This is a genomic window from Pseudomonas mangiferae, from assembly GCF_007109405.1.
Taxonomy (GTDB): Bacteria; Pseudomonadota; Gammaproteobacteria; order Pseudomonadales; family Pseudomonadaceae; genus Pseudomonas_T; species Pseudomonas_T mangiferae.
Genome location: NZ_VJOY01000032.1, coordinates 1 through 17,895, shown reverse-complemented (window position 1 = coordinate 17,895; position 17,895 = coordinate 1). Strand labels below are relative to the sequence as shown.

The window sequence follows — 17,895 nt, the reverse complement described above, 5'->3', positions numbered from 1 at the left end:
GCCCTCCGCCGGCCACGCCTATGGGGAGCTGGGAGGGCCGGGCGGCGCTGGCGAGGCGGCGCTGGCCGAGGAGTGCGCCCTGGCCCTTTCCTACAACGGCCTGGCCCATGCAGTGATGATGGTTACGCCGGAGGATCTGGAGGACTTCGTCGTCGGCTTCAGCCTGAGCAGCGGATTGGTGGCCTCCGCGGATGACCTCTACGACATCCGCCTCGGCGGTGCTGGCGAGGCGCGCCAGGCGGAGATCGAGATCGCCAGCCGTGCCTTCTGGGCGCTCAAGCAGCAGCGCCGCCAACTGGCCGGCACCAGCGGGTGCGGGCTGTGCGGGGTGGAGGCCCTGGACCAGGCACTGCCGCCGCTGCCGGTGCAGCCCGCCGTGCCGCTGCCGCCGGCCGCGCACCTGGCCGACCTGCGCCCGCGCATCGCCGAGGCCCAGCGCCTGGCCCGCCACAGCGGCGCGGTGCACGCGGCGCTGTACGTCGACGGCACCGGCGCCCTGCGCCTGTGTCGCGAGGACATCGGCCGCCACAACGCCCTGGACAAGCTGGTCGGCGCCCTCGCCCGGCAACGCCTGGCAGCACGCGACGGGTTCGCCGTGGTCACCAGCCGCTGCAGCCTGGAGCTGATCCACAAGGCGCTGCGCGCCGGCCTCGGCACCCTGGTCAGCCTGTCCGCGCCCACCGCCCTCAGCGTCGACTGGGCGCGCCGCCACGGCCTGAACCTGATCCACCTCCCCCATCACAGCGCGCCGCGGGTCTACAGCCCGGCGCCCGCCCGCGAAGACCGCCATCCATGAGCCTGCAACGACCCGACCCCCGCTACACCCCCTACAAGGGCCCCGCCGCCGGCTGGGGCGCGCTGCGCAGCGTGGCGCACTTCTGGCTGGACAGTAAGCAGCCGTTCAAGAACCTGCGCGCCCTGCTCAAGACCAACCAGAACGGCGGTTTCGACTGTCCCGGCTGCGCCTGGGGCGATTCCCCCGAGGACGGCCGGATCAAGTTCTGCGAGAACGGCGCCAAGGCGGTCAACTGGGAGGCCACCCAGCGCCGGGTGGATGCCGCGTTTTTCGCCCGCCACAGCGTCAGCCAGCTGCGCGAGCAGAGCGACTACTGGCTGGAGTACCAGGGCCGGCTCACCGAGCCGCTGCGCTACGACGCCGAGAGCGACCGCTACCGGCCCATCGCCTGGGACGCCGCGTTCGCCCTGATCGCCGAGCACCTCAAGGCGCTGCCGTCGCCGGACCAGGCGGAGTTCTACACCTCCGGGCGCGCCAGCAACGAAGCGGCGTTCCTCTATCAGTTGTTCGTCCGCGCCTACGGCACCAACAACTTCCCCGACTGCTCGAACATGTGCCACGAGGCCAGCGGCGTTGCCATGGGCCAGAGCATCGGGGTCGGCAAGGGCACGGTGACCTTCGCCGACTTCGCCCGCGCCGACGCCATCTTCATCCTCGGCCAGAACCCCGGCACCAACCACCCGCGCATGCTGGAGCCGCTGCGCGAGGCGGTGAAGCGCGGCGCCCAGGTGGTCTGCTTCAACCCCCTCAAGGAGCGCGGCCTGGAGCGCTTTCAGCACCCGCAGCACCCCCTGGAGATGCTCACCAACGGTTCCGAACCGCTGAACACCGGCTTCTTCCGCCCGGCCCTGGGTGGCGACATGGCGGCCCTGCGCGGCATCACCAAGTTCCTCCTGCAGTGGGAGCGGGAAGCCGCGGCCACTGGCGAGCCAGCAGTGTTCGACCACGCCTTCCTGGCCGCCCACACCGACGGCCTGGACGCCTACCTGGCGCAACTGGACGCCACCGACTGGGCGAGCCTGGAGCGGCAGTCCGGGCTGAGCCTCGCGGAAATCGAGCAGGCCGCCCGGACGTATCGCCAGGCCGAGCGGGTGATCGTCTGCTGGGCCATGGGCATCACCCAGCACCTGCATTCGGTGGCGACCATCCAGGAGATCGTCAACCTGCAGCTGTTGCGCGGGCAGATCGGCCGACCCGGCGCCGGCCTCTGTCCGGTGCGCGGCCACAGCAACGTGCAGGGCGACCGCACCATGGGCATCAACGATCGCCCGCCGGCGACGCTGCTGGACGCCCTGGAGCGGCGCTTCCGCTTCTTGGTGCCGCGCGCGCCGGGGCACAACACGGTGGAGGCCATCGAGGCGATGCGCGAAGGCCGCGCCCGGGTGTTCATCGGCCTGGGCGGCAACTTCGCCCAGGCAACCCCGGACAGCCCACGCACCCACGAGGCCCTGCGGCGCTGCGCGCTGACCGTGCAGATCAGCACCAAGCTCAACCGCAGCCACCTGACCGTGGGCCGCGATGCGCTGATCCTGCCATGCCTGGGGCGCACCGACATCGACCGCCAGGCCGGCGGCCCCCAGGCGGTGACGGTGGAGGATTCCTTCAGCATGATCCACGCGTCCTACGGCCAGCTGGAACCGCTGTCCGGGGAGATGCGCTCGGAACCGGCCATCGTCGCCGGCATCGCCCGGGCGGTGCTGGGGGATCATCCGGTAGACTGGCAGGCACTGGTGGCGGACTACGACCGCATCCGCGAGCTGATCGCCGACACCTTGCCGGGCTTCGCCGACTTCAACCGGCGGGTGCGCCACCCCGGCGGCTTCTACCTGGGCAACGCCGCTGGCGAGCGACGCTGGAACACCCCGAGCGGGCGCGCCACCTTCAAGGCCAACCCACTGCTGGCCGAGCTGCTGCCGGAGCGGGTACGCAACACCGGCCGCCGGCCGGACCTGATCCTGCAGACCCTGCGCTCCCACGACCAGTACAACACCACCGTGTATGGCCTCGACGACCGCTACCGCGGCGTGCGCGGCCAGCGCGAGGTGCTCTTCGCCAACGCCGCGGACATCCAGCGTATGGGCTTCCGGCCGGGGCAGAAGGTGGACATCGTGTCCCTCTGGGACGATGCCATCGAGCGCCGTGTGCAGGGATTCACCCTGCTGGACTACGACATCCCCGCCGGCCAGGCCGCCGCCTACTACCCGGAGGCCAACCCCCTGGTGCCCCTGGACAGCTACGGCACCGGCAGCTTCACCCCCACCTCGAAGTTCATCGCCATCCGCCTGGAGCCGGCCCGGGACGACGGCCGCATCCACTGAGGCCGGCTCACCACCAGGTCTCCAGCTGCACGCCGACGTTCGAGCCATGGCGGCTGGCGCCGAACACGCCGCTGTCGGAAAGGGTCCCGCCGGGGTCCGCCGCCTGCTGGGCGGCGCGGTTCCAGCGCGCGTAGGTGTAGTAGAGGCGCAGTTCCGGGCGGGTCATGAACGCCGGGCCGGCGCTCAGGGTCGGTGCCAGGGTGAGCTTGTCCAACCGGCGGGTAGCGCCCCGCGCCGGTTCGAGGCTGTCGTGGCCCAGTTCCACCACCAGCTTGAAATGCTCGCTGACGGCGTAGGCCGGGCGCACCCCGACGGAGCGCCAGGTCGCCCGGCCTTCGGCCTCGCGGTCCCGCTGCACTAGCGCCAGGACCTGCCCGCCGACGCGTTCGGTGACCTGCCAGATGACCGTGTCCAGCAACCGCAGGCGGCTGACGTGCCGGTCATCGGTGAGCTCGCCGGTCTGCCCCAGGCCGATGCCGGGGCCCTGGCCGTACTGCGCCACCAGGCGGTTCTCGCCGCCGAGGAAACCGTGCTGCACGTGCTCGGCGGTGAACGACCAGCCGCTGTGGGCGCCGCGCACCTGGCCGGCCTTCTGCACGTAGCTCAGGCCCAGCTCCACCGTGCCGCCGGGGTTCGGCGCCAGACCGGCCAGGTGCAGGTCGTGGCGGTTGGCCTTGTCCGGCTGCTCGACGGTGTCCTCCCGCAGGAAGGCGTAGCTGAGGGCGTAGCGCCCCAGGGGCAGGTCCTCCAGGCCGAAGCCGGTGCCGCTGGGGTTCCAGTAGTAGAAGTCGTTGAGGTGCACGTCGTGGCGCTTGTAGTAGCGACGCCCGGCCCACACCGAGCCGCCCCCCAGCAGCGGCGGTTGCAGTGCGGCCCACAGCTGCGGCAGTCGCGCGCGGCCGTTGTCGCCGTCGAAGGACGGCGAGCGATCATAGAAGTGGGTGAGGCTGGCCATGCCTTCCAGCTTCAGCACGGTGCCATCGGCGCCCCGGTAGAGGTCGTCCGACAACTGCAGCTCCCAGTAGTCCTCGCACTCGTTGCCGAGGCGGTACTTGGCTGGCGCACCGGGCAGCTGGAAGCAGCCCTGGCGACCGCCGCCCTCCGCGCCTCCCAGGCCGGCCCGGCCATAGCCCTTGAATTCCCAGGCGCCGCAGGCAGGCGCCAGCAACAGCCCGGCGACCGCCAGGGCAGCCGTTCTCCCTCGATATCCGTTCATCTCGATTCCCTTCGCCGGCGTCGTTCCGTGGACGCGTCCCGCTCAGACCAGGCACCGCCCCGGGAGTGCGGACCGCCGGGCGCGAACCCAGCATGGTGGGGCGGCCTGGGCTGAACTCTGCCGGCGGCGGCGGACTCCATACCCGCAAGGGGCCGCCACGCCCGCGGACCACGCCCGGCGACGCCGCCCCGGGGCCATGACCACAAGGACGAGCGCATGACTTCCACCGCACTGCCCGCCACCGACGAGGCCGGCGCGAACCGCACCGGCACCTTCACCACCGACCTGCCGGCACGCCTCGATCGCCTGCCCTGGGGCCGCTTCCATACGCTGCTGGTGATGGCCCTCGGCATCACCTGGCTGCTGGACGGACTGGAAGTCACCCTGGCCGGGTCGGTGGCCGGCGCCCTGCGGGACAGCCCCAGCCTGCACCTGAGCACCGCCCAGATCGGCTTGGCCGGCGGCGCCTACATCGCCGGCGCGGTACTCGGCGCCCTGTACTTCGGCTGGCTGACCGACCGCCTGGGGCGGCGCAAGCTGTTCTTCATCACCCTGTTCCTCTACGTCGGTGCCACCGCGGCCACCGCCTTCGCCTGGAACCCGGCCACCTTCATCCTGTTCCGCTTCCTCACCGGTGCCGGCATCGGCGGCGAGTACACGGCGATCAATTCCACCATCCAGGAATTCACCCCGGCGCGCTTCCGCGGCCGGGTCGACCTGGGTATCAATGGCACCTTCTGGGTCGGCGCCGCCCTGGGCGCGGCCGGCTCCATCGTGCTGCTGGACCCGGACTGGGTGGGTGGCGACCTGGGCTGGCGGCTGTGCTTTGGCATCGGCGCAGTGCTGGGCCTGCTGATCCTGCTGATGCGCCTGTGGGTGCCGGAAAGCCCGCGCTGGCTGCTGATCCATGGCCAGCCGGACGAGGCGCAGCGCATCGTCGAGGCCATCGAGGCGCGCTTTTGCGAGGAAGGCCACACGCTGGAACCGCTGCACGGCACGCCGCCCCTGCGCCTGCACGCCCGCGACCACACGCCCTTGGGAGAGATCTTCCACAGCCTGTTCGTGGTGCACCGCCAGCGCGCCCTGGTGGGCCTGACGCTGCTCACCGCCCAGGCGTTCTTCTACAACGCGATCTTCTTCACCTACGCCCTGGTGCTGGCGGACTTCTACGACGTGCCGTCGAGCCATGTGGGCTGGTACGTGCTGCCCTTCGCCCTGGGCAATTTCTGCGGCCCGCTGCTGCTGGGGCACCTGTTCGACGTGATCGGCCGCAAGGTGATGATCAGTTCCACCTACATCCTCTCCGGCGTGCTGCTCACCCTCAGCGGCTACCTGTTCCAGCAGGGCCTGCTGGACGCCACGACCCAGACCATCGCCTGGATGGTGATCTTCTTCTTCGCCTCGGCTGCCGCCAGCTCCGCCTACCTGACGGTGAGCGAGACCTTCCCCCTGGAGATCCGCGCCCTGGCCATCGCCGTGTTCTACGCCTTCGGCACCGGCCTGGGTGGCATCGTCGGCCCGCTGCTGTTCGGCGCACTGATCGAGAGCCACCAGCGGGACTACGTGTTCGTCGGCTACCTGATCGGCGCCGCGCTGATGGTGCTCGCCGGGGTGGTGCAGGCCATCTGGGGCGTCGCCGCCGAGCGCAAGTCCCTGGAATCGGTCGCGCGCCCCTTGTCCCAGGCGGACGACGACTATCCCCATGGGGCGCTGGCGACGTCCTGAATCGGTATCGGGTGAGGGACCGGTTGAGCCAACCGCCCCGTTTCCAGCGAGCGGGCGCCGAGGTGGGATCGCGGGCGGCTCCGGTGACCGTGCTCAGGTTGCAGAGCCGGAACGCCTGAACGCGCACGGCCGGTGGCCCCGCCATATCGTGGAGCGGCGGCTCACCCAGCCGCTCACATGGCCCTCGAGCCCTGCATCGACTCGATCACCGCTGCCCTGCGGGGCTCGAGCCTTCTCGATTCGGTGGGCAGGAGGCGCGCGATACGCCTCAGTACTTCGCCGCGGATCGCTGCATCCTGTTGAGCAAACCTGTAGCGGCCTCAGCCTGAACGCGCCATGGCAATCAGTACCACGCGCGTATCCACGACCCTCAGCGCAACCGGCGTTCCCTCACGCCATCACCAGCGCCTGCAACGCCTCGCGCAACCGCGGCGGAATCGGGACCGGGCGGTTGCTGCGCCGCTCGACGAAGACATGGACGAAGCGGCCGGCGGCGCAGGCCTCGGTTTCGCCCTCGCGGAAGATGGCCAACTCGTATTGCACCGAGCTGTTGCCCAGCTTGCCCACCCGCAGGCCCACGTCCAGGCGGTCGGGGAAGGCCACCGAGGCGAAGTAGTCGCAGGCCGAGCTGACCACGAACCCGACCACCTCGCCGTCCTGGATGTCCAGGCCGCCCCGCTCGATCAGGTAGCGGTTCACCGCGCTGTCGAAATAGCCGTAGTAGACGACGTTGTTGACGTGGCCATACAGGTCGTTGTCGTGCCAGCGCGTGTCCAGGGGCTGGAAATGCCGGTAGTCGTCGCGCAGCGGGTGCGGTGCGGTCATCGCAAGGCTCTCGAGTAGGCCGGTACGGGAAAAGGACGGGGGCGCCGAGGCGGGCGCCTCAGGCGTCGGCGTCCCGGTGGAAGTCGGCGAACCCGCGCTCCAGGTCCGCCAGCCGTTCGATCAGCGCCGCCGGCCGCCAGTGGCCGCCGAGGCGCGCCGCCAGGGCGTGCAGGCGGTCGCGTATGCGCGCCAGGCCGACGCCATCGGCCCAGGCCATGGGGCCACCCTTGTCGGCCGGGAAGCCATAGCCGTTGAGGTACACCAGGTCGATGTCGGCGCTGCTGGCGGCGATGCCTTCCTCGAGGATCTTCGCCCCTTCGTTCACCAGTGCCAGCAGGCAGCGCTCGAGGATTTCCTCGGCGTCGATCGTCCGGCGGGCGTAGCCCAGGCGCTCGGATTCGGCCTGGACCAGGGCCTCCACCTCGGGATCGGGCTCGGCCTGGCGGCTGCCCTCGGCGTAGCGGTAGTAGCCGGCCCGGCTCTTCTGGCCGAAGCGCCCGCGCTCGCAGAGGCGGTTGTCCACCTGCACCTCCGGCGCATCCTGGCCCTGGCCGGCCAGCTCACGGGCGCGCCACTCCAGGTCGATGCCCACCACGTCGTACATGCGGAACGGGCCCATGGCGAAGCCGAAGCCCTGCAGCGCCTGGTCCACCTGCCGGGGCAGGGCGCCCTCCAGCAGCAGGCGCCGCGCCTCGCGCACGTAGGGGTGGAGCATGCGGTTGCCGATGAAGCCGTCGCAGTTGCCGGCCACTACGCTGACCTTGCCCAGCCGCTCGCCGAAGGCGCGGGCGGCGTCCAGCACCGCCTCGTCGGTCTGGGCGCCGCGGACGATTTCCAGCAGCTTCATGATGTGGGCCGGGCTGAAGAAGTGCAGGCCCAGCACCTGGCGCGGCCGCGCGGTGACCGCGGCGAGGGCGTCGATGTCCAGGGCGGAGGTGTTGCTGGCCAGCACCGCCGAGGGCTGCAGCTGAACGTCCAGCTCACGGAAGATCTGCTGCTTCAGCGGCAGGTTCTCGTAGACCGCCTCGATGGCCAGGTCCACGTCGTGCAGCGCCGGGTAGTCGGCCACGCCCTCGATCCGCGCGCGCCGGGCGTCCGCCTCGGCCTGGTCGAAGCGGCCCTGGCCCACCCCATGGGCGTAGGTCTCGGTCACCGCCTGCAGGGCGTCGCGCAGCACCTGGGGGTCCTTGTCCAGCCAGCGCACCGTGAGGCCGGCGTTGGCCAGGCTCATGGCGATGCCGCGGCCCATGGTGCCGGCGCCGATCACGGCGACCTGCTGGAAGGGGGAAATCCGTACGCTCATGGCAGCTCCGTAACCGACGTGGGAAGGACGCCCACCACCATAGTGAAGGTCGCGGCGTTTTTGAAATGCTGGCCACTGATGCCCGCCATTCAGGCAGTGAATGCGTCACGACCGGCCGTCGGGCTCCTACAGCTGGACCCGCTGCCCGGACCAGCGGTGCGAATTCCCGCCCGGGACGCCGGTCGATCACAGAGAGACCCGGCCTCGCGGCCGGGCAATGCCCCGACAATCCATGCCGAATCGGCAGGGAGGACCCCATGGCTCTGACCGTCAACGGCGTCACCGCGCCCTACAGCGTGAGCGACGTGACCCAGACCGCCAACACCACCGCCACCCAGACCCTGGCGCAGCAGGCCGTCGAACAGACCCGCCAGCGCAACGAGGACCTGGAGTTGGCCCGCCAGCGCCGCCTGGAACAGGAGCGGCTGGAAGAAGAACGCCTGGAAGAGGAAGAGGCCCAGGAAGCCTTGGAGCTGGAGCGGCGGGAAAACGCCGAGCGGCTTTACGAGGCCAGCCAGGCGCCGGAAAACCCGCTGGAAGATCCCTTCAGCACCGAGAGCCTGGCCCGCCAGAGCCTCCAGCAGCAACAGGCCGACAGCAACCTGGAGACCACCAACGGGCTGGTGACCACCCGTATCGCCGCCGAGGCGGTGACCACCTACGAGGAGACCGAAGTCGGCCCGGAGCCCTTGAGCCGCGGCCTGGTGATCTGATTGGCTCCCGCTGACGTCGGATCCCCCGCAGGTCGCGGCACGGGTCAGCCGACCCGCTCCACCGCAGGCAGGCCCATGGCCTGCACCTCCGCCTTCAGGTAATCGCAGAGCCGCTGGCAGCGCCCATGTTGGCGCTGGCCACGCGGCCACACCAGGTAGTAGCTGCATGCGCTGCTCACGGCGCTCGGCCAGGGCAACCCCAGGCGCCCCTGGGCCACGTCCTCGGCGATCATCACCAGGTCGCCGATGGACACGCCGTAGCCCCGGGCGGCCGCCACCATGCCCAGCTCCAGCGTATCGAACACCTGCCCGCCCTTGAGGGGTACCTCGTGCTCCAGGCCCATGGCCTGCAACCAACGCCGCCAGTCACGGCGATCCGGGGTCGGGTGCACCAGTTCCGCCTCCCGCAGGCGTGCCAGGGTCCAGGGCCCCTCCGCGGCGGCTTCCGGCGCGCACACCGGGATCAGCCACTCGGCGAACAGTTCGTGGCATTCCCAGCCGGCCGGGAAGTCGCCGTCGCTGAGCAGCACCGCGCAGTCGAAGGGCTCCCGGGCGAAATCCACCCGGTCCACGTCCATCCAGGCGCTGGTGAGCTGCACCTCGATGTCGGCGTTCTGCAGGCGAAAGCGCGAGAGCCGCGCCAGCAGCCAGCGCATGGTCAGGGTCGACGGTGCCTTCAGGCGCAAGGTGGCGTTGTCCGCCCGCAGCACCGTGCAGGTGCGCTCCAGGGCGTCGAAGCTGCCGCTCAGGCCGGGCAGCAGCAGCTTGGCCGGCTCGGTGAGCTGCAAGGTCCGGCCACGGCGCTCGAACAGGCGGCAGCCGAAGTATTCCTCCAGGGTACGGATGTGCCGGCTCACCGCGCTCTGGGTGATGGCCAGTTCCTCCGCCGCGCGGGTGAACGACACGTGACGCGCCGCCGCCTCGAAGGCGCGCAGCGCATACAACGGTGGCAGGCGGCGGCTCATGGATGACAAATACTCATACCGGGCATCGCATTTTTCCCTTTGTTGGCGGCCCCGGCAGTTTCCCATACTGCACGGCCTTGTCGTCATTCGGAGCGCACCCATGGGCTGTTACCCGCTGCACCCCGCCCTCGCCACTGCCGAGCCGCTGCCCGGCCAGGTGGACGTGGTCATCGCCGGTTCCGGGATCATGGGCTGCGCCAGCGCCTACTACCTGAGCCGCCAGGGCCTCTCGGTGCTGGTCTGCGACAAGGCCGGGCTGGCCTCCCAGCAGTCCACCCGGGCCTGGGGCTTCGTCCGCCAGCAGGCCCGCGACCCGGCGGAGGTGCCGCTGATGCAGGCGGCGATCCCCCTCTGGCAGGGCCTGGAGCGGGAGCTGCAGGCGCCGCTGGAATGGCGCCAGGGTGGCTGCCTGTACCTCGCCGAGACCGACGAGCAGGTGGCCCGCTACCAGGACTGGCTGCAGGTCGCCGCCCAGCACGGGCTGGACACCCGGCTGCTGACCGCCCGGGACGTGGCCGCCCTCTGGCCGTCCCTGGCCGAGCCCCGCCGCGGGGGGCTGTACACCGCCAGCGACGGCCAGGCGGAGCCGCGCCGGGTGGCGCCGGCCTATGCCTGGCGCGCCCGGGAGGGCGGCGTGCGCTTCGCCGAGGGCTGCGGGGTGCGCGGCGTGGACCTGGCCGGCGGCGCGGTGTGCGGCGTGCAGACCGAGCGCGGCTACGTGAAGACCGCGCGGCTGCTGATCGCCGCCGGCGCCAGCAGCTGGCGCCTGCTGCGGCCCCTGGGCCTGGACATCCCCCAGCAGAGCATCCGCTGCACGGTGTCGCGCACCAGTCCCGGCCCGTCCCTCGGCGCCGGCTGCTTCATCGGCCACGGCATCGGCATCCGCCAGCGCGCCGACGGCAGCTTCAACCTGGCCGACGAGGCCCAGGCCGACATCGACCTCAGCCTCGGCTACCTGCGCGGCGCCGCCTGGTACCTGCCCCTGCTGCGAGAGCACCACCGCAGCTTCCGCTTCCGCCTCACCGGCGGCTGGCTGCACGACCTGCGCCAGCGCCTGAGCGACGACCACCCCGCCCTGGGCGAGCGCGACCCCCACGTGCGTCCCCAGGACAGCCGCGTACGCACCGCCGAGCATGCCTTGCACCAGGCCTTCCCGGCGCTGCGGGAGGTGCGGGTGTTGGAGAGCTGGGCCGGCCTGATCGACGTGCTGCCCGACGGCATCCCGGTGCTGGACGCCCCGTCGACGGTACCGGGGCTATGGGTCGCCACCGGCTTCTGCGGCCACGGCTTCGCCCTCGGCCCCCTGGTCGGCCAGCAGATGGCTCGCTGGATCGCCGGCGGCACGCCGGCCCTGGACCTGACCGCGTTCCGCCTGGGGCGCTTCGCCGACGGCAGCGCCGGCAAACCCTATTCGCTGTTCTGAGCGCCTTGCCTGGATAAGTAAAACTCATGGAAACGCCTGCCTTGCGCGCCGAATTCGCCGCCCTGCTGCGACTCGCCGGCCCGCTGATCGCCGCCCAGCTCGCCCACGTGCTGATGGTCTTCACCGACACCGTGATGATGGGCCTGCTGGGCCCCGCGGAACTGGCCGGGGGCAGCCTGGGCGCGGCGGCCTACGCCCTGGTGTCGTTCTTCTGCGTCGGCGTGGTCAGCGCCACCGGCAACCTGGTGGCGATCCGCCAGGGCGCGGGCGACCCGGTGGGCGCCGCGCGGCTGGTGCAGGCCGGGCTGTGGCTGGCCGGGGCACTGGCGGTGGCTGCGGGGCTGCTGCTGTGGACCCTGCGCCCGTTGCTGCTGGCGGTGGGCCAGGCACCGGCCAACGTGGACGGCGCCATGGCCTTCCTCTCCACCCTGGTGCTGGCGCTGCCCGGCTTCCTGGCGTTCATGGTGCTGCGCGGCTTCACCAGCGCCATCGGCCGGCCCGGCCCGGTGATGGCCATCAGCATCGGCGGCGCCCTGGGCAACGTGGCGCTCAACTACGCGCTGATCAAGGGCTGGTTCGGCGTGCACCTGGGTCTGGCGGGCATCGGCCTGGTTACCGCCGTGGTGATGAGCGCCATGGGCCTGCTGCTGGGGCGCCACGTGTGGCGTCATCCGGGTTATGCCGCCTATCCGCTGCGGCAGGGGTTCTTCCGGCCGTCCCGGGAGGCGCTGCGGGAGCTGTGGCGCCTGGGCCTGCCCATCGGCGGCACCTACGCGGTGGAGTCCGGCCTGTTCACCTTCGCCGCCCTGTGCATGGGCGCCCTGGGCAGCCTGCAGCTGGCGGCGCACCAGATCGCCCTGCAGTCGGTGTACGTGGCGTTCATGGTGCCGGTGGGGATTTCCTACGCGGTGACCTTCCGCATCGGCCAGCACTACGGCGCCGGCCGCCTGGACCTGGCGCGCCGGGTCGGGCGCATGGGCATGGCCCTGGGCGCCACCTGCATGCTGGGGTTCGCCGCGCTGTTCTGGCTGGCGCCCACCTGGGTGGTGGGGCTGTTCCTCGACCTCGACGACCCGCAGTACCGCGAGGTGGTGGCGCTGGCGGTGCGGCTGCTGGCGATCGCCGCGCTGTTCGAGCTGTGCGACGGCCTGCAGACCATCGCCATGGGCGCGATCCGCGGCCTCAAGGACGCCCGCACCACCTTCCTGGTGGGGCTCGCCTGCTACTGGCTGGTGGGCGCGCCCGCCGCCTGGTTGCTGGCGCTGCCCCTGGGCTGGGGCGCGGAAGGCGTGTGGTGGGGCCTGGCGGCGGGGCTGGCGTGCGCCGCCCTGGGCCTGGGGATCGGCTTCGAGTGGAAGGTGGCGCGGCTGCTGCGCGGCGCCCCGGCCGGGACGCTGCCGCAGCCGGGCTGAGGCCGGCTCAGGCGTCGGCGAAGCGCAGGGTCGAGGGGGCGGCGAGGAACCCCATCAGGTCGTCCAGGGGCAGCGCCCGGCTGATCCAGTAGCCCTGCACCTGGTCGCAGCCGGCGTCCTTCAGGTCATGCAGCTGCCCGGCGGTCTCCACCCCCTCGGCCACCGCCTCCAGGCCCAGGCTGTGGGCCAGGTCGATCATCGCCCGCACCAGCCGGCGGCTGCCCGGGCGGCTGTCGAGGCCGGCGACGAAGCTCTTGTCGATCTTCAACAGGGTGATGGGCAGGCTGTTGAGGTGGACGAAGGAAGAGAAACCGGTGCCGAAGTCGTCCAGGGAGAAGCGCGCCCCCAGTTCCTCCAGGGCCTGCATGGTGCGTAGCACCTGGTCGCTGCGGCGCATCACCGCGGTCTCGGTGAGCTCGAACTCCAGCCAGCGGGCATCCACCTGGTGTTCCTCGATCAGCCGGCTCAGGGTCGGCAGCAGCTGGCTGTCCTGGAACTGCCGGAACGACAGGTTCACCGCCATGTGCAGCGGTGCCAGGCCACGGGCACGCAGCACCTGCATGTCGCGCAGGGCGCGGGAGATCACCCAGTAGCCGAGGGGCACGATCAACCCGCTTTCCTCGGCCAGGGGAATGAACCCCGCCGGGGTCAGCAGACCGCGCTCGGCGTGGCGCCAGCGCACCAGCGCCTCCAGGCCCACCACCCGCCCGCTGCGCAGGCACAGCCGCGGCTGGTAGTGCAGTTCCAACTGGTCGCGGCGCAGGGCGCGGCGCAGCTCGCCCTCCAGGTCGGCGTGCAGGCGGGCGCCGCGGTTCAGCCGGGGGTCGAACAGGTGATAGCTGCACCCGGGGGTGCCCTTGGCCTGGCGCATGGCGATGTGGGCGTGCCACATCAGCGGGTCGGCGCCGCAGCCCGGCTCGGCGCGGGCGATGCCCAGGCTGCAGCCCAGCAGCAGGCTCTCGCCGTCCACCCGGTACGGCTCGGCCAGGGCCTCGGTGAGGCGCGCCGCCACCTGGGCGGCCCGCGCGGGATCGTGGCGCACGTCCAGCAGCAGGGCGAACTCGTCGCCACCCAGCCGGGCCAGCTGGTCGCCGGCCTCCAGTTGCGCCCTCAACCGGCCCACCACCTGCAGGATCAGGCTGTCGCCGGCGTGGTAGCCGAGGGCGTCGTTGACGTGGCGGAAGTTGTCCAGGTCCAGGTGGCCGAGGGCCAGGCCGGCGCCGTCGCACTCCACCAGGCGCGCCGCCAGCAGGGTCTGGAAGCCCTGGCGGTTGGCGATGCCGGTGAGAGGGTCCTGCTCGGTGAGCCGCTGCAGCGCGCCGTGCAGGCGGCCGCGCTCGCGGGCGTAGCGCAGGCAGCGGCGCAGGGTGTCGACGCCGAGGGCGCCGCGTACCAGCCAGTCCCAGGCGCCGGGCGGCGCCTCGGCCGGCTCGGCGTCCAGCAGCAGCACGGTGGGCCACGGACAGCGGGCCGGTTCCGGCTGGCAGTCCGGCGCGGCCAGCAGCAGGGCCGGCCCCTCGCCGCGCAGCGCGGCCTCGGCCGCCGGCCACGACGGCGCAGTAATCAATGAGACCGCCTGGCCCAGTTCCGCCAGACAGCCGCGCAGCGCATCTTCCCAGGCCGGCTCGGCGGCCAGCAGGACGACGCGCAAGGGTTCAACGAGCGCTGACACACGACCCTCCCCGGTCTTCTTCACTCAAGGGGTGGGCCCGCCGCCCACCCGGTCACCGTCGATACGCACGCAGTCGCGCCTCGGGTGTCGGTCGATGCCATCGCGCCGTGGGCGGCGTCTTCTGTGCATTCGTTCGAGTGGTGCGCACTCTGCGGGAAAGCGCCGCGCCCGGCAACCGCCGATGACCGACGATGTGCGCTCGCCGACGGTTACGGGGGATCGGCGGCCGCTGGTAAACTGCCGGCCCTTCCGTTTTCGCCTGGCCTGGTCCCATGTCCCGACTCAACCCCCGGCAGCAGGAAGCCGTGCACTACGTCGGCGGTCCCCTGCTGGTGCTCGCCGGCGCCGGCTCCGGCAAGACCAGCGTGATCACCCGCAAGATCGCCTACCTGGTCCAGCAGTGCGGCATCCGCGCCCAGCACATCGTCGCCATGACCTTCACCAACAAGGCCGCGCGGGAGATGAAGGAGCGCGTCGGCACCCTGCTGCGCGGCAGCGAGGGCAAGGGCCTGACCGTCTCCACCTTCCACAACCTGGGCCTGAACATCATCCGCAAGGAGCACGCCCGGCTGGGCTACAAGCCGGGCTTCTCGATCTTCGACGAGGGCGACATCAAGGCGCTGCTCACCGACATCATGCAGAAGGAGTACGCCGGGGACGACGGTGCCGACGAGATCAAGGCCTGCATCGGCGCCTGGAAGAACGACCTGGTGCTGCCCGAGGATGCCCTGGCCACCGCGCGCACGCCGCGGGAGCAGACCGCCGCGGTGGTCTACCTGCACTACCAGCGCACCCTGCGGGCCTACAACGCGGTGGACTTCGACGACCTGATCCTGCTGCCGGTGAAGCTCTTCCAGGAGCACCCGGACGTGCTGGAGAAGTGGCAGAACCGCATCCGCTACCTGCTGGTGGACGAGTACCAGGACACCAACGCCAGCCAGTACCTGCTGGTGAAGCTGCTGGTGGGCATGCGCAACCAGTTCACCGTGGTGGGCGACGACGACCAGTCGATCTACGCCTGGCGCGGCGCGCGGCCGGAAAACCTAATGCAGCTCAAGGAGGACTACCCGTCCCTGAAGGTGGTAATGCTGGAGCAGAACTACCGCTCCACCAGCCGCATCCTGCGCTGCGCCAACGTGCTGATCGCCAACAACCCCCACGTCTTCGAGAAGCAGCTATGGAGCGAGATGGGCCACGGCGACGAGATCCGGGTGATCCGCACCCGCAACGAGGACGCCGAGTGCGAGCGGGTGGCCCTGGAGATCCTCACCGAGCACCTGCGCACCCAGCGGTCCTACAGCGACTTCGCCATCCTCTACCGGGGCAACTACCAGGCCAAGCTGATGGAGCTGAAGCTGCAGCACCACCAGATCCCCTATCGCCTGTCCGGCGGCACCAGCTTCTTCGCCCGTCAGGAGGTGAAGGACCTGATGAGCTACTTCCGCCTGCTGGTCAACCCGGACGACGACAACGCCTTCCTGCGGGTGATCAACGTGCCGCGCCGCGAGATCGGCTCCACCACCCTGGAGAAGCTCGGCAACTACGCCACCGCGCGCAAGATCAGCATGTACGCCGCCAGCGACGAGATCGGCCTCGGCGAGCACCTGGACAGCCGCTTCACCGAGCGCCTGTCGCGCTTCAAGCGCTACATGGACCGGCTGCGCCAGCAGTGCGCCCAGGACGACCCCATCGCCGCCCTGCGCGGCATGGTGATGGACATCGACTACGAGCAGTGGCTGCGGCAGAACGCCTCCAGCGACAAGGTCGCCGAGGCGCGCATGAGCAACGTCTGGTTCCTCGTCGACGCCCTGAAGAACACCCTGGAGAAGGACGAGGACGGCGGCATGACCATCGAGGAGGCCATCGGCAAGCTGGTCCTGCGGGACATGCTGGAGCGCCAGCAGGAGGAAGAGGAAGGCGCCGAAGGGGTGCAGATGATGACCCTGCACGCCTCCAAGGGCCTGGAATTCCCCTCGGTGTACATCCTCGGCGTGGAGGAGGAAATCCTGCCCCACCGCTCCAGCATCGAGGCCGACACCATCGAGGAAGAACGTCGCCTGGCCTACGTCGGCATTACCCGGGCCAAGCGCAACCTGACCATGACCTTCGCCGCCAAGCGCAAACAGTACGGCGAGATCATCGAGTGCTCGCCGAGCCGCTTCCTCGACGAGCTGCCGCCTGAGGACCTGGTCTGGGAAGGCCAGGAAGACGCACCGGTGGAAGTGAAGGCCGCCCGCGGCAACGACGCCCTGGCGGCCATGCGCTCGATGCTCAAGCGCTGAGCGTGTCGGGGGCCGCTGTAGCGCCGGGCGAGCGGGTTGGGAATCGCTCGCCTCGGCCTCATTCCACGCCAGGTCGTGCCTGACATACGCCTGGGCGTGGCCAGGCGAACAGATCGGCTCGGCGCACTCGCTTGCCGCACGCCACCATCACGTCCTTGCGGGTAGTCGCTTCGCCTGCGTGTCGCTCGGCGACGTTTCGGATCAGCACGGGGCGGGTGCCTGGCCGGGGGCCGCTGACGAGACGGGCCGATGGGAAGGGGCGGCCGTGCTGTCGTCGGGGCCCTGGCCCGGCGACGCCCCGGGGGGGCCGCGCCCAGGCCGCGATGCGGGGGGTCGGATGTCAGCGAGCCATCGCGCAGGGCCCCTCGGGCGGAGTAGAATCGCGCGCTTTCATCAGCGGCCGCCGTTCCGCCAGGAAGCCATCCCGTGGACATTCTCAAAGACAAGATTCGCAAAGAAGGCATCGTCCTTTCCGATCAGGTGCTCAAGGTCGACGCCTTCCTCAACCACCAGATCGACCCGCGGCTGATGAAGGAAATCGGCCACGCCTTCGCCGAGCGCTACCGCGGCGACGGCGTCACCAAGATCGTCACCATCGAGGCCTCGGGCATCGCCCCGGCGGTGATGGCCGGCCTGGAGCTGGGCGTGCCGGTGATCTTCGCCCGCAAGTTCCAGTCCCTGACCCTGAAGAACGACCTGCTGATCTCCAAGGTGTTCTCCTTCACCAAGCAGACCGAGAGCACCATCGCCATCTCCGCCAAGCACTTGAGCGCCGACGACCACGTGCTGGTGGTGGACGACTTCCTCGCCAACGGCCACGCCGCCAAGGCACTGATCGACCTGATCGGCCAGGCCGGCTCCAGCATCGCCGGCCTCGGCATCGTCATCGAGAAATCCTTCCAGGACGGCCGCACCCTGCTGGAAGGCGAAGGCTACCGCGTCGAATCCCTGGCCCGGGTGAAATCCCTCGCCGATGGCCAGGTGACCTTCCTCGATTGAGAGCGGTCGGGTTTGCGCAGCCGGGGCGGTAGGGCGGGGACAAGGCGGCATGCCATCCTCCCCCTCGGTGGGGCCGCGGTTTATGCCCGAGCGACTCCGCGGTTCATCGCAGCCAATGCGTCGCCGCATGGTGGATGAAGAAGGCGTCATCCACCCTACACGCCGCCACCTTGTACCACGCCCCCCTAGGGTGGATGACGCTCCACCCATCCCCCGTCCAGCCCCCGCCCCACACTCCTCCGACAC

At 70.7% G+C, this 17,895-nt stretch carries 13 protein-coding genes; 8 read left to right on the top strand and 5 right to left on the bottom strand.

The features are described from left to right. Positions 1-28 precede the first annotated feature (28 nt). Positions 29-796, top strand: a complete 768-nt coding sequence (gene fdhD, locus FM069_RS21255; RefSeq protein WP_233282098.1) for a formate dehydrogenase accessory sulfurtransferase FdhD — start codon at positions 29-31, stop codon at positions 794-796. Further along, complete coding sequence (locus tag FM069_RS21250; protein ID WP_143490413.1) at positions 793-3,114, top strand: FdhF/YdeP family oxidoreductase; 2,322 nt, start codon at positions 793-795, stop codon at positions 3,112-3,114. Before fdhD ends, FM069_RS21250 begins: the two co-directional genes overlap by 4 nt. A 7-nt stretch (positions 3,115-3,121) precedes the next feature. On the opposite strand, the gene FM069_RS21245 is transcribed toward FM069_RS21250, so the two are convergent. Further along, entirely contained in the window at positions 3,122-4,330 is a 1,209-nt protein-coding gene (locus tag FM069_RS21245) for a maltoporin (protein WP_143490412.1), read from the bottom strand. A 216-nt stretch (positions 4,331-4,546) separates the two neighbouring features. Here FM069_RS21245 and FM069_RS21240 point away from each other — a divergent pair, with 216 nt between their 5' ends. Continuing rightward, the gene (locus tag FM069_RS21240) at positions 4,547-6,055 is read left to right on the top strand and encodes an MFS transporter (protein ID WP_143490411.1); all 1,509 of its coding nucleotides are present in this window, start codon (positions 4,547-4,549) and stop codon (positions 6,053-6,055) included. A 390-nt stretch (positions 6,056-6,445) separates the two neighbouring features. Here the strand turns inward: FM069_RS21240 and FM069_RS21235 are convergent, their stop codons facing one another. Both FM069_RS21235 and FM069_RS21230 read right to left on the bottom strand, forming a co-directional pair. Continuing rightward, a complete protein-coding gene (locus FM069_RS21235; RefSeq protein ID WP_143490410.1) occupies positions 6,446-6,880 on the bottom strand; it encodes an acyl-CoA thioesterase in 435 nt (144 codons plus the stop codon). Positions 6,881-6,938: 58 nt separating this feature from the next. After that, positions 6,939-8,183, bottom strand: coding sequence for a 3-hydroxyacyl-CoA dehydrogenase (locus tag FM069_RS21230; RefSeq protein WP_143490409.1), 1,245 nt, complete (start codon positions 8,181-8,183; stop codon positions 6,939-6,941). 257 nt (positions 8,184-8,440) lie between these two features. On the opposite strand from FM069_RS21230, the gene FM069_RS21225 reads away from it, so the two are divergent. Next, positions 8,441-8,896 (top strand): hypothetical protein, encoded by a 456-nt coding sequence (locus FM069_RS21225; protein ID WP_143490408.1) that lies wholly within the window; start codon positions 8,441-8,443, stop codon positions 8,894-8,896. Between the two features lie 44 nt (positions 8,897-8,940). Here the strand turns inward: FM069_RS21225 and FM069_RS21220 are convergent, their stop codons facing one another. Beyond that, positions 8,941-9,861 (bottom strand): LysR substrate-binding domain-containing protein, encoded by a 921-nt coding sequence (locus FM069_RS21220; RefSeq protein WP_143490407.1) that lies wholly within the window; start codon positions 9,859-9,861, stop codon positions 8,941-8,943. Between the two features lie 100 nt (positions 9,862-9,961). Here FM069_RS21220 and FM069_RS21215 point away from each other — a divergent pair, with 100 nt between their 5' ends. Next, the gene (locus tag FM069_RS21215) at positions 9,962-11,284 is read left to right on the top strand and encodes an NAD(P)/FAD-dependent oxidoreductase (RefSeq protein ID WP_143490406.1); all 1,323 of its coding nucleotides are present in this window, start codon (positions 9,962-9,964) and stop codon (positions 11,282-11,284) included. A gap of 26 nt (positions 11,285-11,310) precedes the next feature. Continuing rightward, positions 11,311-12,696: a NorM family multidrug efflux MATE transporter gene (locus FM069_RS21210; RefSeq protein WP_143490405.1), complete on the top strand. Its 1,386-nt coding sequence runs from the start codon at positions 11,311-11,313 to the stop codon at positions 12,694-12,696. Positions 12,697-12,703: 7 nt separating this feature from the next. Here the strand turns inward: FM069_RS21210 and FM069_RS21205 are convergent, their stop codons facing one another. Beyond that, on the bottom strand, positions 12,704-14,368 hold the full coding sequence (locus FM069_RS21205) for a putative bifunctional diguanylate cyclase/phosphodiesterase (protein WP_143490404.1): 1,665 nt from the start codon (positions 14,366-14,368) through the stop codon (positions 12,704-12,706). 272 nt (positions 14,369-14,640) lie between these two features. Here FM069_RS21205 and rep point away from each other — a divergent pair, with 272 nt between their 5' ends. Together rep and FM069_RS21195 are read left to right on the top strand one after the other, a co-directional pair. Further along, entirely contained in the window at positions 14,641-16,650 is a 2,010-nt protein-coding gene (gene rep / locus FM069_RS21200; RefSeq protein WP_143490403.1) for a DNA helicase Rep, read from the top strand. Positions 16,651-17,076: 426 nt separating this feature from the next. Further along, complete coding sequence (locus FM069_RS21195) at positions 17,077-17,649, top strand: xanthine phosphoribosyltransferase (RefSeq protein WP_143490402.1); 573 nt, start codon at positions 17,077-17,079, stop codon at positions 17,647-17,649. The last annotated feature ends 246 nt before the right edge of the window (positions 17,650-17,895 follow it).

Coding starts and splice junctions, on each gene's coding strand:
- rep (WP_143490403.1), top strand. CDS start 14,641: ATGTCCCGACTCAACCCCCGGCAGCAGGAAGCCGTGCACTACGTCGGC.
- FM069_RS21210 (WP_143490405.1), top strand. CDS start 11,311: ATGGAAACGCCTGCCTTGCGCGCCGAATTCGCCGCCCTGCTGCGACTC.
- FM069_RS21230 (WP_143490409.1), bottom strand. CDS start 8,183: ATGAGCGTACGGATTTCCCCCTTCCAGCAGGTCGCCGTGATCGGCGCC.
- FM069_RS21215 (WP_143490406.1), top strand. CDS start 9,962: ATGGGCTGTTACCCGCTGCACCCCGCCCTCGCCACTGCCGAGCCGCTG.
- FM069_RS21235 (WP_143490410.1), bottom strand. CDS start 6,880: ATGACCGCACCGCACCCGCTGCGCGACGACTACCGGCATTTCCAGCCC.
- FM069_RS21240 (WP_143490411.1), top strand. CDS start 4,547: ATGACTTCCACCGCACTGCCCGCCACCGACGAGGCCGGCGCGAACCGC.
- FM069_RS21225 (WP_143490408.1), top strand. CDS start 8,441: ATGGCTCTGACCGTCAACGGCGTCACCGCGCCCTACAGCGTGAGCGAC.
- FM069_RS21250 (WP_143490413.1), top strand. CDS start 793: ATGAGCCTGCAACGACCCGACCCCCGCTACACCCCCTACAAGGGCCCC.
- FM069_RS21220 (WP_143490407.1), bottom strand. CDS start 9,861: ATGAGCCGCCGCCTGCCACCGTTGTATGCGCTGCGCGCCTTCGAGGCG.
- FM069_RS21245 (WP_143490412.1), bottom strand. CDS start 4,330: ATGAACGGATATCGAGGGAGAACGGCTGCCCTGGCGGTCGCCGGGCTG.